Annotated in this window: 11 protein-coding genes and 1 riboswitch; of the genes, 10 read left to right on the top strand and 1 reads right to left on the bottom strand. The window is 40.1% G+C overall.

Going from position 1 to position 15,560, the window contains the following annotated elements:
* The first annotated feature begins 66 nt into the window (after window positions 1–66).
* The 7 genes from NQZ71_RS16660 (at window position 67) to NQZ71_RS16630 (ending at window position 11,281) form a co-directional block, all read left to right on the top strand.
* A complete protein-coding gene (locus NQZ71_RS16660) occupies window positions 67–1,323 on the top strand; it encodes a galactooligosaccharide ABC transporter permease GanP (protein WP_144452144.1) in 1,257 nt (418 codons plus the stop codon).
* Between the two features lie 3 nt (window positions 1,324–1,326).
* Window positions 1,327–2,178, top strand: a complete 852-nt coding sequence (locus NQZ71_RS16655) for a galactooligosaccharide ABC transporter permease GanQ (protein WP_144452145.1) — start codon at window positions 1,327–1,329, stop codon at window positions 2,176–2,178.
* A gap of 31 nt (window positions 2,179–2,209) precedes the next feature.
* Window positions 2,210–4,273 (top strand): beta-galactosidase GanA, encoded by a 2,064-nt coding sequence (locus tag NQZ71_RS16650; protein WP_317011022.1) that lies wholly within the window; start codon window positions 2,210–2,212, stop codon window positions 4,271–4,273.
* Between the two features lie 128 nt (window positions 4,274–4,401).
* The gene (locus NQZ71_RS16645; RefSeq protein WP_317011759.1) at window positions 4,402–7,137 is read left to right on the top strand and encodes a glycosyl hydrolase 53 family protein; all 2,736 of its coding nucleotides are present in this window, start codon (window positions 4,402–4,404) and stop codon (window positions 7,135–7,137) included.
* Between the two features lie 338 nt (window positions 7,138–7,475).
* Complete coding sequence (locus NQZ71_RS16640; protein WP_260053626.1) at window positions 7,476–9,059, top strand: PTS sugar transporter; 1,584 nt, start codon at window positions 7,476–7,478, stop codon at window positions 9,057–9,059.
* A gap of 116 nt (window positions 9,060–9,175) precedes the next feature.
* Entirely contained in the window at window positions 9,176–10,195 is a 1,020-nt protein-coding gene (locus NQZ71_RS16635; RefSeq protein ID WP_317011021.1) for a threonine aldolase family protein, read from the top strand.
* Window positions 10,196–10,366: 171 nt separating this feature from the next.
* Complete coding sequence (locus NQZ71_RS16630) at window positions 10,367–11,281, top strand: dihydrodipicolinate synthase family protein (RefSeq protein WP_317011020.1); 915 nt, start codon at window positions 10,367–10,369, stop codon at window positions 11,279–11,281.
* Window positions 11,282–11,424: 143 nt separating this feature from the next.
* Here NQZ71_RS16630 and NQZ71_RS16625 read toward each other — a convergent pair whose 3' ends face one another.
* The gene (locus NQZ71_RS16625) at window positions 11,425–11,817 is read right to left on the bottom strand and encodes a (deoxy)nucleoside triphosphate pyrophosphohydrolase (protein WP_144452150.1); all 393 of its coding nucleotides are present in this window, start codon (window positions 11,815–11,817) and stop codon (window positions 11,425–11,427) included.
* 505 nt (window positions 11,818–12,322) lie between these two features.
* Window positions 12,323–12,403: riboswitch (ZMP/ZTP riboswitch) on the top strand.
* A gap of 121 nt (window positions 12,404–12,524) precedes the next feature.
* On the opposite strand from NQZ71_RS16625, the gene NQZ71_RS16620 reads away from it, so the two are divergent.
* The 3 genes from NQZ71_RS16620 to NQZ71_RS16610 all read left to right on the top strand — a co-directional run bounded on the left by NQZ71_RS16620 (window position 12,525) and on the right by NQZ71_RS16610 (window position 15,515).
* Complete coding sequence (locus NQZ71_RS16620) at window positions 12,525–13,724, top strand: phosphoglycerate dehydrogenase (protein ID WP_144452151.1); 1,200 nt, start codon at window positions 12,525–12,527, stop codon at window positions 13,722–13,724.
* Between the two features lie 255 nt (window positions 13,725–13,979).
* Complete coding sequence (locus NQZ71_RS16615) at window positions 13,980–14,186, top strand: hypothetical protein (RefSeq protein ID WP_127735492.1); 207 nt, start codon at window positions 13,980–13,982, stop codon at window positions 14,184–14,186.
* A gap of 123 nt (window positions 14,187–14,309) precedes the next feature.
* The gene (locus tag NQZ71_RS16610; protein ID WP_317011019.1) at window positions 14,310–15,515 is read left to right on the top strand and encodes a M20 metallopeptidase family protein; all 1,206 of its coding nucleotides are present in this window, start codon (window positions 14,310–14,312) and stop codon (window positions 15,513–15,515) included.
* Window positions 15,516–15,560: the final 45 nt, after the last annotated feature.

Genomic DNA, 15,560 nt, shown 5'->3' with positions numbered 1-15,560 from the left:
TTCCATGTTTGGCACTGCATAATTCCGGCTCACTACATAAAGTCGGATACTCAAGGGGTGAAAAAAGTGCAACATCGCAATAAAGCTCTTATTCTATCAATTATTCCCGGAGTGGGACAGTTTTATAACAAACAATGGGTTAAGGGACTTTTGTTACTTTTAATAGGCATTATGTTCTTTTTAGTGTTTGGAGATTTGCTCAATATGGGTTTTTGGGGAATATTCACATTAGGAACAGAGGTGCCTCGTGATAATTCCATTTTCCTTTTGGCAGAAGGGATCATTGCCATCATCGTAACGAGTTTTGGATTGGCAATTTATTACTTCAATTTAAAGGATGCCTACAAAAATGGAAAATTACGTGATGAAAACATGGAATTAAGCTCCTTAAAAGACCAGTATCATAATTTGATTGCACAAGGTTATCCATATCTTGTGAGTGGTCCTTCCTTGTTCATCTTAATTTTTGCCGTCATTTTCCCCATTTTATTCAGTTTTGCCTTAGCATTTACGAACTATGATTTATACCACTCCCCACCAGCACATTTAACTGATTGGGTTGGTTTAAAAACATTTGCTGAAATTTTTACAGTCGATATATGGCGTTCTACATTTTTTGATGTTCTTGCATGGACAGTCGTGTGGACACTTGTAGCGTCAACTGTACAAGTCAGTATTGGCATTGGGCTAGCGGTTCTTGTTAACCAAAAGGAAATTCGCTTTAAGAAGTTTTTCCGTACAATCCTTGTATTGCCTTGGGCAGTGCCTGGATTTGTAACGATTCTAATTTTTGCCGGGCTTTTTAATGACAGCTTTGGTGCAATCAACAACGATATATTAGCAGCATTAGGAATCGGACCTGTTCCATGGATGACAGATGCTGGCTGGTCAAAGCTCGCATTGATTCTGATGCAAGGCTGGCTTGGTTTTCCTTATATATTCCTTGTAACAACAGGGGTGCTGCAGTCTATTCCTGACGATTTATATGAAGCAGCTACCATTGATGGTGCAAGTATTTTCGCTAAATTTAAGCATATTACCATGCCGATGATATTGATTGCGATGGCTCCAATTATCATTACACAGTTTACGTTCAACTTTAATAACTTCAACATTATCTATCTATTTAATGGTGGAGGTCCTGCGGTGCCAGGTTCCACAGCAGGAGGAACGGATATTCTAGTGTCATGGATTTATAAGCTGACAATGCAATCAAGTCAATATTCCTTGGCTGCAGCATTGACCATACTGCTGTCTGTATTTGTTATTGCGATCGCATTATGGCAGTTTAGACGCACAAATTCGTTTAAAGAAGGAGCATAAGAGATGAAGACAAATATGAAGCAAAAAAAATTCCTACGGCTCCTTATCTCCTATTGCATCTTGGCTTTTATGACAATTATTATCATATATCCATTGCTTTGGACAGTCGGAGCAAGCTTTAATCCAGGCAACAGCCTTATCAGTACGTCAATTATTCCGAGCAATCCGACGTTGGATCATTATAAAGAACTGTTCGCAGGCAAAGAGAGTTTACAATATGCTAATTGGTATATGAACTCGCTGAAAATCAGCATATTTACGATGATTGGAACGGTCATCAGTGTGTCATTCACAGCATATGCGTTTTCCCGTTTCCGTTTTAAAGGCAGAAAAAATGCACTCACTGTATTTTTGCTGCTACAAATGATTCCACAGTTCTCAGCACTGATTGCACTATTTGTTTTGGCACAGCTGCTTGGACTTATGAACAGCCATTGGCTCTTGATTCTGTTGTATATTGGCGGACAAATCCCAATGAATACGTATTTAATGAAGGGGTATATGGATTCCATACCGATGGACCTTGATGAAAGTGCCAAAATTGATGGTGCAAGCAATACAAGAATCTTTTGGCAGATTCTCATGCCGTTATCAAGACCGATGATTGCTGTTGTAGCAATGAATGGATTTACCGGACCGTTAGGAGATTTCGTTTTGTCATCAACAATTCTGCGGACACCAGAATCCTACACATTGCCGATTGGTCTATACAATCTTGTTAATGAGGTAATGGGTGCAAGCTATACTACATTTGCTGCCGGAGCGATTTTGATAAGTATCCCGATTGCCATTATCTTCATTTTGCTGCAAAAGAACTTTGTATCAGGTCTGACTGCAGGTGGAACAAAAGGTTAATTAAAAATAAGGAAACAAAAAGGAGACTTTTATGGCAAACAAAGAGAAATCATTTGTTACAGATGCTAAATTCATGCTGCATGGCGGCGATTATAACCCCGATCAGTGGCTGGACCATCCAGACATTTTGGCTGAAGACATTAAGTTAATGCAGTTAGCGCACACAAACACATTCTCTCTCGGCATATTTGCATGGAGCGCGCTGGAGCCAGAGGAAGGCGTTTACAAGTTTGAATGGCTCGATGAAGTTATTGAACGAATCCATGGCATTGGCGGTAAGGTGATATTGGCAACGCCAAGTGGTGCAAGACCTGCATGGATGTCCCATAAATATCCTGAGGTGCTGCGTGTTGACGGCCAAAGAAGGAAGCAGCTTCATGGCGGACGCCATAACCATTGCTTCTCATCTAGTGTGTACAGAGAAAAAACACAGCAAATCAACAGATTACTTGCAAAAAGATATGGTAGTCATCCAGCACTGCTTATGTGGCATATTTCCAATGAATATGGCGGAGAATGTCATTGTGATACATGTCAGGAAGCATTTCGCAACTGGCTGAAGAAGAAGTATGACAATAACCTAAAGGCTGTCAATGATGCTTGGTGGGGACCGTTTTGGAGCCATACTTACACAGACTGGTCCCAAATTGAATCTCCTTCTTCAATAGGAGAGAATGCAGTTCACGGCTTAAACTTGGATTGGCGCAGGTTTGTGACAGACCAGACGATTGACTTTTTTGAGAATGAAATTGTTCCAATTAAGGAAATTTCACCAGACATTCCGATAACGACAAACTTGATGGCAGATACATTTGATTTAATTCCATTCCAAAGCCTTGATTACAGCAAGTTTGCACGGCACGTCGATGTAATCAGCTGGGATGCCTATCCTGCGTGGCATAATGACTGGGAAACAACTGCAGATTTAGCGGTGAAGGTAGGCTTTATCAATGATTTATTCCGCAGCTTGAAGGAGCAGCCGTTTTTGCTGATGGAGTCAACTCCAAGTGCTGTTAACTGGCATAAAGTCAATAAAGCAAAACGTCCTGGCATGCATTTGCTTTCTTCCATGCAAATGGTTGCACATGGTTCTGACAGCGTTCTGTACTTCCAGTGGCGCAAATCGCGCGGCTCATCAGAGAAATTCCACGGCGCTGTTGTTGATCATGATAACAGTCCGGATAATCGGGTGTTCCAGGAAGTTGCCAAAGTCGGTACAACACTAGAAAAGCTGACTGATATTGTCGGTACCAACCGCGAGGCTGATACAGCCATCCTGTATGATTGGGAAAATAACTGGGCGTTGAATGATGCGCAAGGCTACGGGTTAGACACGAAGCAATATCCGCAAACATTGCAGCAGCATTATCGCACATTCTGGGAGCAGGATGTTCCAGTTGATGTGATTACAAAAGAAAATGATTTCTCTAAATATCGTTTGCTGGTTGTGCCGATGCTCTATTTAGCAAGTGAAGAGACAATTGCACGCTTAAAGGAATATGTGGCAAACGGCGGTACATTAGTCATGACCTATATAAGCGGAATCGTGAATGAGTATGATTTAACATATATGAAAGGCTGGCATAAGGACCTGCAAGATGTGTTCGGTTTGAATCCAGTTGAGACAGATACTCTTTATCCGAAAGATGCTAATATCGTCCATTACGACGGTAAAGATTATGTACTGAAGGATTATGCAACAGTATTGAATATTGCCTCAGCTAATGTGGAGGGTGTTTACAAAGAAGATTTTTATGCAGATACAGCAGCGGTAACAAGCAATGCTTATGAGGGTGGAAAAGCATATTATATCGGCGGCCGATTAGACGATGAGTTCCATCGTGCCTTTTACGGCAAGCTTATCGAAGAGCTGTCGTTAAAGCCGGATTATGCTATAACACATGGGCTAGGAGTATCTGTTCAAGCGAGACAAGAGGAAGGCAAAGACTATCTCTTTATAATGAACTTTACAGAAGAAACACAGCCACTTGTTCTTGGCAGTGAGGTGAAGGATGTCATTACAGGCGAACAGCTTCATGGCAGCATAAAGCTAGATAAGTATGAAGTGAGAATAGTAGAGAAAGCAAAAGGCTAATGGTTAGCAAGAGAATGCGAGCACAGCAAGGAGTACCATGCATCATTTTAAAAAATGACTGTATTAAGCACTGCGCTGTAGCTCGGATTCTCTTTTTTTTGTGAAATTTTACTTAGAGGGTGATATTGATGAACAAGAAGTGCGGTAAATCGAAGAAAATACTTCCTTTATTATATGTATTAATATTAATGATAAGTCTATTGCCGACATACACAAAAGCCGCAGACAACAGCTATGCAGTTAATGGTGGAATGGAAACGGACTTTTGGACAGACGGATCTTGGAGCTTTCCTAATTTAGATGATAGTCAGGTTGAGGTGCAGCATTTTGCTTATGCATCAGACGAATGGATAAACCCTGCTGAAGGTCAGTATGCATTGAAGTATTGGGTAAAGGACACTGCAAGCAAACAAACCTTTACAGTGAAGCAAGCAGTTGAAACGCTTCCTGCTGGGAAGTATGAATTAACAGTGAAAGCAATGGGTGGGGGAGATAAAGAAGCTGGACAGCTTGTACTGTTTGCTGGTACAAGCAAAACAAGACAGGCTGTCACAAAAGGGTATAACAACTGGGAAACGCAAACTTTGACGTTTGAGCTGTCTCAGGATACAGCAAATTTTGAATTCGGTGCTGAAATTTCAGGCGAGCCGAATGCATGGGGTTATTTGGATAGTTTTTCACTCGTAAAGGTGGATGGTACAAATGAACCAGTGCAAAGTGATATTTTTGTTGAAAAGGTCGATGGGTTAAAAGATGATTTTATTAAAGGCGTTGATGTTTCGAGTATTATTTCCCAAGAAAACAGTGGAGTGAAGTATTACAATCAAGAAGGACAAGAGCAGGATATTTTCAAGACATTGGCTGATTCAGGCGTCAATTATGTACGTGTCCGCATCTGGAACGACCCGTATGATGCAAGCGGAAATGGTTATGGCGGTGGAACGAATGATCTGGAAAAGGCAAAGGAAATCGGAAAAAGGGCAACAGCGCATGGAATGAAGCTGCTAGTAGACTTCCATTATTCAGATTTCTGGGCAGATCCTGCTAAACAGCAGGCACCAAAAGCATGGGCAAGTTTAAGCTTTGAGGATAAGAAAAAAGCATTGTATTCATATACGAAGGACAGTCTGCAAGCATTGCTTAACGAAGGCATCGATATCGGCATGGTCCAGGTTGGCAATGAAACGAACGGTGGATTTGTTGGAGAAAAGGACTGGACCAAAATGTCTGAGCTGTTTAAGGAAGGCAGCAGGGCAATTAAGGAAGTGGATTCAAGCATCCTGACAGCATTGCATTTCACTAATCCAGAAACAGCGGGCCGCTATGCATCAATCGCAAAAACACTTGACGATAACAATGTCGAATATGATGTATTTGCAAGCTCTTACTATCCGTTTTGGCATGGAACATTAAGCAACTTAACATCTGTTCTGAAAAATGTCGCAGACACATATGGCAAAAAAGTAATGGTGGCAGAAACATCGTATACATATACAGGTGATGATGGTGACGGCCATGAAAATACAGCACCAAAAAGCACTGGGCAAACATTAAATTATCCTGTCACCATTCAAGGACAAGCAACAGCAGTCCGAGATGTCATCAAGGCTGTTGCCGATATAGGTGATGCTGGCATTGGAGTGTTTTATTGGGAGCCTGCCTGGATTCCAGTCGGCACACCGGAAAATTTAGCACAAAATAAAGCGATTTGGGAGAAGTATGGCTCTGGCTGGGCATCCAGCTATGCTGCAGAATATGATTCTCATGATGCCGGCGTGTGGTTCGGCGGAAGTGCTGTCGATAATCAGGCGTTATTCGACTTTAACGGAAAACCGCTTGCTTCGTTAAATGTATTTAACTACGTGAATACAGGAGCGGTGGCTCCATTGAAAATCGAAAAGTTGACCGAGGTTACAATCGAGGCAGCAGCAGGTGAACCAATTAAGCTCCCTGAAACTGTAACAGCTGTTTATAATGACGGCACAGAAGGAGCGGTTGCTGTTACTTGGGATGAAAAGGAATTAAATACAGCAATCCAAGCAGGAATCGGTACTTATGTCATAAATGGCACAGTGGAAAACGGAATGACGGTTAAAGCAAATCTGACTATTAAACCAGAAAACTATGTGCAGAATGCTAGCTTTGAAGAGGAAGACAAAAGCATGTGGACTATTGCCTATCCTAATAGTCTAACACCACATGCTGACTTTTTGAAAAATGCTTCTGATGCAAAATCTGGCGAGCATTCATTGCATTTCTATTCAGCAGATGGTGTGGATTTTACTGTTGAACAGACAATCACAGGACTGTCCCCAGGCTATTATGATGCTTCCATGTTTATTCAAGGCGGAGACGCAGCTGCAGCCAACATGCAACTGTATGTAAAAACGAGTAATAAACAATATGATGAGCCTACTAATGTTACTGGGTGGAATAATTGGGCAAACCCGAAAATCAGCGATATTCTTATACTAGATGGAACGGTTACAATCGGTGCAAGCATTCAAGCGAACGCTGGAGCTTGGGGAAGCTTGGATGATTTCTCCTTCGTGAAGACCGCTGATTACGAGGAGGCTGTTGAAGAGGAAGAGCAGACACCGCCACCTGCACAGGACGATCAAGGAGAGGACTCCACTGAGCAGGAGGAAGTGCCTGCAGATGAAGAGGAAAGCAGTGAAACTCCTGAAAACCAAGAGGATTCAAAACAAGAATCAGAAAAAAATGAAACAAACAAGCAAGTGAAAGATGAAAACAAAAATGGACAAAAAGGCAGCAGCCTGCCTGATACAGCTACAAGCATTTTTAACTTTTTGCTGTTAGGTTCCGTGCTTTTAGTGAGCGGAGCAATTTTGTATAAACTATAAAAGCAAGCCTGTCACTATTCCGATAAGAGTGACAGGCTTTTTTTTGTATATTGTTATTTACCAAAAAAAGAGAGTGCAACTGCTGCAGCAACAACTGGAATAATCCCAATTGAAATCCGAATCCGCCAATTAATCGTCAATGAAAATTCCACTAGAAAATTATCTCTAAAGATGTAAAAGTTAAGATATATATATATGAATTTAAATACTTCTAAATTATCAAAAAATAACTAGAGAATTTAAATTATGTATGTTATTTTAGTATGGTATCACTTTACCAAACTACCAAACTAAAGAATTGTTGGTTTATACATATACTAATAAAAGGGATGATATATATGAAGAATATTGTCATTATTGGCAGCAGTGGCGGCAATTTGTTTAATCTCGGCGGTGCTAAACCAGTACAGCTATTGGAAGAAATATTAAAGCAAGCACACGCAGCTGGATTGAATGTGAAAAATATCCAGTTTATCGCTGCAAAGGAATCGATGGATACTGCTAAAAGTAATACAGACGCCGCGATATACGGCTATAAAGAGAACGCTGTGCTTCCTCTGTTCGAGGCATCCTTAAAAGAGGTTAACCATGAAGCGGCAAAGCTTGATCAAATGATTGCAGACAGTATAAGAAATGGGGAAGTGGACGGCATTATTGCGATGAGTGCTGACACGAAAGCTGTCAACAAGGAAACATTAACTGCCGCCATTGAGAGAAAGCTGCCGATTGTCGGAACAGGAGGAACCTCTATGGCTGCAATGACTTCAATGGGCGCAAATGTTATTTCGTCCTCTGGAACAACAGGGTCAACAAGCAGAACAAGAGCCATTTCATTCATATCCTCCCTGTGTAAGCATTGGAACATAAAATTCAACCCAATCATCGGCTCATACGAAAAGGCTCAACCAACAAATACAGCTACGTGGAAAAATATTAATATAAGAGGCATCATGGTTTCTTCTTTGCCAGGGTTTATTGCAATGGCTCTTATTCTTGCAGTCAGCCAAATACCAGCATTAAAAGGCTTAACTGATATTTTTGATTTAATGATAAACGCCTTGCCGGTTATGCTTGCAGTTATTGCAGCTAAACAAGTTTCTGAATTGGATGAAGTATCTATTATTGCAGGCGTTATTGCAGGTGTTTTATCTGTGCAAGGTGGAATCATCGGCGGGATAATCGGAGGGATTGCGGCAGGTATTCTCGTGCAATTCTTCTTCCGCAAATGTATCGAATGGAAATTTCCGATTACAACGGTTAATATTGTCAGCGGTGGTTTATCAGGACTTATTGCTGGATTAATTGTTTACTATTTAATTGGTCCTGTTGCCCTGCAAGCCGGAAACTTAATTAAAGAGATAATTGAACAAACGGTAGCATTTAATCCAATACTTGCAGGCGTACTTGCAGGCGTGCTCATATGGCCGGCGATTTTAGGTGGAGTGTACCATGCGGCTATTCTGCCGATTGTGCTGCTTGAAATGGAGAAAACAGGCAACAGCTTTTTAGGAGCTGTCGATATGGTCGGCTTAGTAATGGTAGCAGCAGGAATTAATCTTGCCAATATCATTGCACCAAGAGACAGAGGCGAAAGTGCTGTTGCCGCACCGGGCTTTTTAATCAATATGGGCTTTGGCACATTTGTAGAATCAGCCTATCCGTTTATGTTCTCTAATAAAATTGTCTTTGGCGGAGCGCTTGTGTCTGCAGGACTAGGCGGAGCACTTGTCGGACTGTTTAATGTAAGGGGAACTGCTTATGTGCCATCCTTTACAGCACCTTTTCTTTCCAATAATATTACAGGCTTCATCATTGCCATGGCAGTGCCGCTTATAGTAGCATTTCTGATTACATTAGCTGCAAATAAGCTTCCGTCCAAACAGAAAGCAGCTAAGAAGAGTGAAGATAAGGTTGCAGTTTAACTTAAAAAAATCCCATTTTAAATAATGGGATTTTTTTTATTTAGGAAAACGAATATAATTAGTACAGGTACTATTTTTTTTAGGCAATTTTTTTATTGCCAGACTGGAGGCATAAGATGTACAGCTTTAAAAACGATTATAGCGAAGGGGCTCATCCCAAGATCCTGCAAGGACTAATAGAAACAAATCTTGTACAGGAAGCAGGTTACGGGGAGGATAGCTTTACATTACAAGCAATTGATCTTATAAAAGAAAAAATGGAGAATACGGAAGTAGATATTCATTTGCTATCTGGTGGGACACAAACAAATCTTACAGCGATATCGGCTTTTTTAAGACCGCATGAAGCTGCGATTGCGGCAGCAAGCGGTCATATATTTGTTCATGAAACAGGGGCAATTGAGGCGACAGGTCATAAGGTTGTCACAATTGACACAGAGGATGGCAAGCTGACACCGGCTCATATCCAGCAGGTGCTTGCTGAACATACGGATGAACATATGGTCAAGCCAAAGCTTGTATACATATCTAATTCAACAGAAATCGGCTCTATCTATCAAAAAAGCGAGCTGGCAGAATTGAAGAGCTTCTGTGCCAATCATAATCTGTTGTTGTTTTTGGATGGAGCTAGACTAGGGTCTGCATTATGTGCTGATAACAATGATCTTCAATTAAGTGATTTACCTTATCTTGTCGATGCCTTTTACATTGGCGGAACGAAAAACGGTGCTTTGCTTGGGGAAGCGCTAGTTATTGTTCGCGAAGATTTGAAAGCAGATTTCCGCTATCATATTAAGCAAAAGGGAGCATTACTGGCAAAAGGCAGATTACTAGGCATCCAGTTTTTAGAGCTATTCCGTGATGATTTATTCTTTGAACTTGCCGAACATGCGAATAAAATGGCTGGTCTTTTAAGAGAAGGCCTGCAAAAGGAGAATATTGAATTTCTAATCGATTCTCCGACAAATCAAATTTTCCCGATTTTACCTAATGAACGAATCCAAAAGCTGCAAAACAATTATGCTTTTATAGTATGGAGTAAATTTGATGCAGATAGATCGACAATTCGTTTAGTAACCTCTTGGGCAACAAAAGAGGAAGCAGTCCAACAGTTTATAAAGGATATAAAGGCATAATAGGTTTATCAAAAATTTGCGAAACAAGTGTGAGTTTTATTTCATGCTTGTTTTTTGAAATAAAATTGTAAGTGTTTACATTGTGAAAATAGCACTGTTATAATCAAACTACATGGTCAGTTTTCATTATTCTTGGCTGAGAACATTCAAGCGGAAAAGGAGGATTACGAAATGAACAAATTCAGTGGAATCATTCCCCCAGTATCAACGATTTTTGATAAGGAGGGAAGGCTTAGTGAAGTGGAAATGGGGCATTTAATCGACAAGCTAATCGACGCTGGTGTGAATGGCTTGTTGTTTCTCGGAACCGGTGGTGAGTTCAGTCAAATGTCCACAGAGGAAAGGATGGAAACAGCAGAGTTTGCCGTCAGTTATGTGAACAAAAGGGTACCTGTTTTGATTGGAACAGGCAGTACGAATGCAAGGGAAGCGGTGAGCTTAAGCAAGCATGCTCAAAAAATTGACGCTGACGGAGTAATGGTAATAAATCCTTATTATTGGAGCTTGACGGAAGAAAATCTTTTTGGCTATTTTAGTGATATTGCAGAAGCCGTTGACCTGCCGATTCTTCTTTATAATTTTCCGAATCTTACAGGCCAAGACTTAAGCCCTGAATTTGTAGCCCGCCTTGTCGATCACTATCCTCATATTGTTGGGATAAAGGAAACGGTTGATTCGATTGGCCATATTCGGGATATGATTCTGCAAGTAAAAGGTAAGCATCCGCAGTTTTCCGTTTTATGCGGCTATGATGATCACCTGTTAAATACCCTCCAGCTTGGCGGAGACGGCACTATTTCTGCAAGCGGTAACTTTGCACCACAATTGTCTGTTGGCATTTATCGTTCCTACATAGATGGCGACATAACAAAAGCCACTTCCCTATACAAACAACTGGCCATCCTCCCGCAGCTATACAAGCTTGACAGCCCATTTGTAAATGTAATAAAAGAGGCGATAAAGCTGTGCGGTTTGAACATTTCAACATATGTACTGCCTCCATCAAGACTGCTTAGTCAAGAGAAGCAGGAACAAGTTAAAGCTATATTGACAGAAGCAGGTGTTTTGCCTGCTGTAAAAAAATAAAATCTACATCCAAAAACAGATGAACAAGCTGTTCATCTGTTTTTGGATGCTTATGAATATAAGAGCTTACCAATTTCACCAGGAGCTTATACACTTGCAAAAGTGAAGGAATGTATATGGAGCGTGTGAATAAGTATAATGGTTTATTGCTTCATTAATTCTTGAACGGCTGGAATATCGGCAGGAGCCCAGTTTAATGACTCCAAGCTATCCCTTTTTAGCCAAATCAACTTAGCATGCTCACTAGCTGTCGGAGTGCCTGAGACGATAGCTGCCTTCACACAAGTTAATGTAATGGTAAAAGAATCATATTCATGTGTGTTTATATGAAAGACCTCTGTTGCCTTAATAGTGCACCCAAGCTCCTCCATAATTTCTCTTTCTATAGCTGTAAAGGTATTTTCCCCTGCTTCGATTTTTCCTCCTGGGAACTCCCATCTATTTGGCAAGGACATTATTGGTGAACGAAGAGCACATAAAATTTCGTCTTGTTCGTTTTCAATGATTCCTGCAACTACATTTACAACCTTTTTCAACTTGCATATCCCCCTAGTTCATTTGGTATCATAATAGCATTTTTTTCAAAATGAACCTATTTTCAAAAAGGGCAATAAATGCCAAGCTGTCTTTTTAGGAGAATTTATTAAATATGCTGGTCCCAATTTTTGAGGACAGCATATTATAATAAATAAGAATTTATTGTGTCCTAGTTTTCTTTGTTTAGACTTTACATGCACTATGTGACCCTTAATGACAACCATCTATAAACAGACATTAGAAGTGAATTAGTTGGTGTTTTTTTGCAATAGAAATACTAAAAGTAAAAGCAGCCTAATCTGCTATAGAAATATCCTGTCTTTCCCATGCTGGGAAAGGAGTACAGCTTTTTTAGTAGAATAAGAGTATGAATGGAAGAAGGAATAATAGAAAGAAAAAATTATTTAAGAAAAGTACCGTGAGATTTGGAAAATAATTAACTTGGAGAATTTTGAAATAATGATTGAATCTTTTAGGGGAATTTGTTAAATTAAAAGAAATCAAAAGACTGTGTGTGACTGGCGAAACGCGGGGTTAACCGTAGGGGAGCACATGGTGTCGATGCCGTTCGCCTGGGCAGAGGTAAGGGAATAAAGCTTTCTCTTTTTCCTTTGCCTCTTTCTCTTTATAGAAGAGATTTTGGGCTATTTTTGGTCAAATCGCAAAGAATTTTGCGAACTATTTTATGGGAAGAGGAGCAATTTACATGAGCACAACGCTTTTAGACAAAGTGAAAACAATCAAAACCTTGAATAATATCGCAGGCAGCGGGTTGAACGTGTTTAAAAAAGAAAACTTTATCATTGATAATGACAGTGAAAATCCGGATGCAATTGTCGTTCGCAGCTATAATATGCATGCAATTGATTTTGGGGATAAATTAAAAGCAATCGCACGTGCAGGCGCAGGTGTTAACAATATTCCAGTCGAAAAATGCACAGAACAAGGTATTGTTGTTTTCAATACACCAGGAGCAAATGCCAATGCTGTTAAGGAAATGGTGCTGACTTCTTTAATGGCTTCTTCTCGAAACCTATTTGATGGTGTTGCTTGGGCGAAAAACCTAAAGGATGAAGGCGAGCAAATTCCAAAGCTTGTTGAGGCAGGTAAAAAGCAATTTGTTGGTAAGGAAATCAAAGGAAAAACATTAGGTGTTATCGGCTTAGGCGCAATTGGAGCACTTGTTGCAAATGATGCGCTTGACTTAGATATGGATGTTATCGGCTTTGATCCATTTATTTCTGTTGACACAGCATGGAATCTTTCTCGAAATGTACAGCGTGCTATGACACTTGAGCAGCTGTTTGCAGAAAGCGACTATATTACTGTTCATGTACCATTAACTAATGATACAAAAGGCATGTTTAATAAAGAAGCATTCAGCATTATGAAGGAAGGCGTGCAAATTCTAAACTTCTCTCGTGGTGAACTAGTGAACGAAATTGATATGGCTGTTGCTTTAGAAAATGGAGAAGTCGGCAGATATATTACAGATTTCCCTAACGAAAATGTTTTGAAAATGAAAAATATCATTCCAGTTCCACATCTTGGCGCATCAACACAGGAATCTGAAGAAAACTGTGCTATTATGGCTGCGCGTCAAGTGAAGGACTATTTAGAAACAGGGAATATTAAGAACTCTGTTAACTTCCCAAATGTGTACCTTCCATACACAGGCAAGCAGAGAGTTGCTGCTTTCCATAAAAACGTACCAAATATGGTTGGACAGATTACAATGGCGATTTCTGGCTACAGCTTGAACATTGCAGACATGGTTAACAGAAGCCGTGGTGAATATGCATACACGATGATTGATATCGACAATGAAGTCCAAGGAGATATCATTCCTGCCTTAGAAGCGAAAATCCGTGAAATTGAAGGAATTGTTACTACTCGTGTGCTTTAATAAGAAAGCTCTCACTATAAGGTGAGAGCTTTTTTTTATGATTAAAATTATTAATAGAATAAATAGTCTAAATTTTCTTGAAATTAATTGACCGAAAAAATCCTGAAAGATATAATGAAACCACTATTTTAAAGAAAACGCAAAAAAAAACATATCAAAGGCAGAGTTACAAATGTCAACTTTTTGCCAGGCATAAGTAACTTTACATAAAATAACAGGAAAAGCCCACCCTAAGCTTGGATAGGAGGTGGGACAATGGAAAACGATAAAGGGTCAAAAATGCCAGACTTCAACAGTTTAGATGATCGCCTTATTGGAGATGGTCTTAACCAAGCTGCTTTTTCCATGAAAACAAATTTAGACCCTAAAGACCCTTTGGAAAATAATCCGTATTTTGATAAAACAAAGGAATACAGTAAGGAAGAGCTGGAGAAATTCAAAAAGTTTTTTGGTGGTAAATAGCTGTTAGTACGATGCCAAGGTATGCAAGTATTTGCTGCCTTGGCATTACATTATAAAAAGAATGTCAGTAAATTATCCTAGATTTTGACTGGACTTACTGAATTATATCGAGGAGGAATTGGAATGCTGGAAGCTTGGAATGAACAATTGGAGAAAATGTATGAAAAAATGGTAGAGTGGAGACGGCATTTCCATCAGTATCCAGAGCTGACTAACCAAGAATATAAAACATCTAAAATGATTGCAGATATTTTAACAGATTTCGGGATTGATATCAGAACGAACGTTGGTTCCATGGGAGTACTCGGTTATATTAATGGAGCTAAACCGGGAAAGACAATTGCTTTACGTGCGGATTTTGATGCATTGCCGATTCAGGATGAAAAGGAGGTGCCATATAAGTCGAAGATTGACGGAGTTATGCATGCATGTGGCCATGACGGTCACACAGCCACATTGCTCGCAGTAGGCAAAGTATTGTATGACAATCGGGACAGTCTCGCAGGCAAGGTTGTACTGCTCTTCCAGCATGCAGAGGAAGGCGGAGGCGGAGCAAAGCAGATGATTGAAGACAATTGTCTTGCTGGTGTTGATTTGGTGTTTGCCAACCATTTATGGAGCTTGTATCCAACAGGAGAAATTTCATTTACAAAAGGTTATACAACAGCAGCAGGAGATGGCTTTTCCATAAAAATTAAAGGGAAGGGTGGCCATGGATCTTCTCCGCATGATACGGTCGATTCAATAGCAATTGCGGGAGCTCTTATTAATCAGCTTCAATACATTGTCAGCCGCAGAGTCCATCCCCAAAAAACAGCCGTTCTGACAATAGGCTCCATCCATGCCGGCAATGCAGCAAATGTAATTGCTGATTCTGCTTTAATGAAGGGGACTGTGAGAACATATGAAAAGGAAGTTCAACAGCTTGTTAAAGAAGCGATGGAAGATACGATAAAAGGTATCTGCACAAGCCAAAAGGCTGACTATGAGTTTAAATACCACTTTGGAATGCCCGCAGTTTATAATCATCCTGCTGAAACAGACATTTTTAGAAATGCTATTGCTTCTGCCCTCCCAGAAATCATATTGAATGAGGTTCCCCCTCTGCTTGTCAGTGAAGATTTTGCGCTTTATTTAGAGGGTATTCCCGGAATGCTTTTTTTTACTGGGGCAGGAAATGAGGAAATTAAAGCAGTCTATCCACATCATCACCCTAAATTTGATTTTGATGAAAAGGCAATGCTCACATCAGGAAAAGCAATGCTTGCAATTATCGATTATTATTTAGCAGGAAAAACGTCAGATAATAAAGCCATAACCATGAAATAAGGTCGAAATAGCCTTGAATCCGTTATAGGACGATAGGCTTTTGGT

The organism is Niallia taxi, assembly GCF_032818155.1.
In the GTDB taxonomy this organism is placed as follows: Bacteria; Bacillota; Bacilli; order Bacillales; family Cytobacillaceae; genus Niallia; species Niallia taxi_A.
The sequence above is the reverse complement of the archived record's forward strand: the minus strand, read 5'-3'. Positions and strand labels throughout refer to the sequence as shown.

Bases quoted from the DNA above. Each gene is read 5' to 3' on its own strand.
- NQZ71_RS16655 (WP_144452145.1), top strand. From the start codon at position 1,327: ATGAAGACAAATATGAAGCAAAAAAAATTCCTACGGCTCCTTATCTCC.
- NQZ71_RS16650 (WP_317011022.1), top strand. From the start codon at position 2,210: ATGGCAAACAAAGAGAAATCATTTGTTACAGATGCTAAATTCATGCTG.
- NQZ71_RS16645 (WP_317011759.1), top strand. From the start codon at position 4,402: ATGAACAAGAAGTGCGGTAAATCGAAGAAAATACTTCCTTTATTATAT.
- NQZ71_RS16640 (WP_260053626.1), top strand. From the start codon at position 7,476: ATGAAGAATATTGTCATTATTGGCAGCAGTGGCGGCAATTTGTTTAAT.
- NQZ71_RS16635 (WP_317011021.1), top strand. From the start codon at position 9,176: ATGTACAGCTTTAAAAACGATTATAGCGAAGGGGCTCATCCCAAGATC.
- NQZ71_RS16630 (WP_317011020.1), top strand. From the start codon at position 10,367: ATGAACAAATTCAGTGGAATCATTCCCCCAGTATCAACGATTTTTGAT.
- NQZ71_RS16620 (WP_144452151.1), top strand. From the start codon at position 12,525: ATGAGCACAACGCTTTTAGACAAAGTGAAAACAATCAAAACCTTGAAT.
- NQZ71_RS16615 (WP_127735492.1), top strand. From the start codon at position 13,980: ATGGAAAACGATAAAGGGTCAAAAATGCCAGACTTCAACAGTTTAGAT.
- NQZ71_RS16610 (WP_317011019.1), top strand. From the start codon at position 14,310: ATGCTGGAAGCTTGGAATGAACAATTGGAGAAAATGTATGAAAAAATG.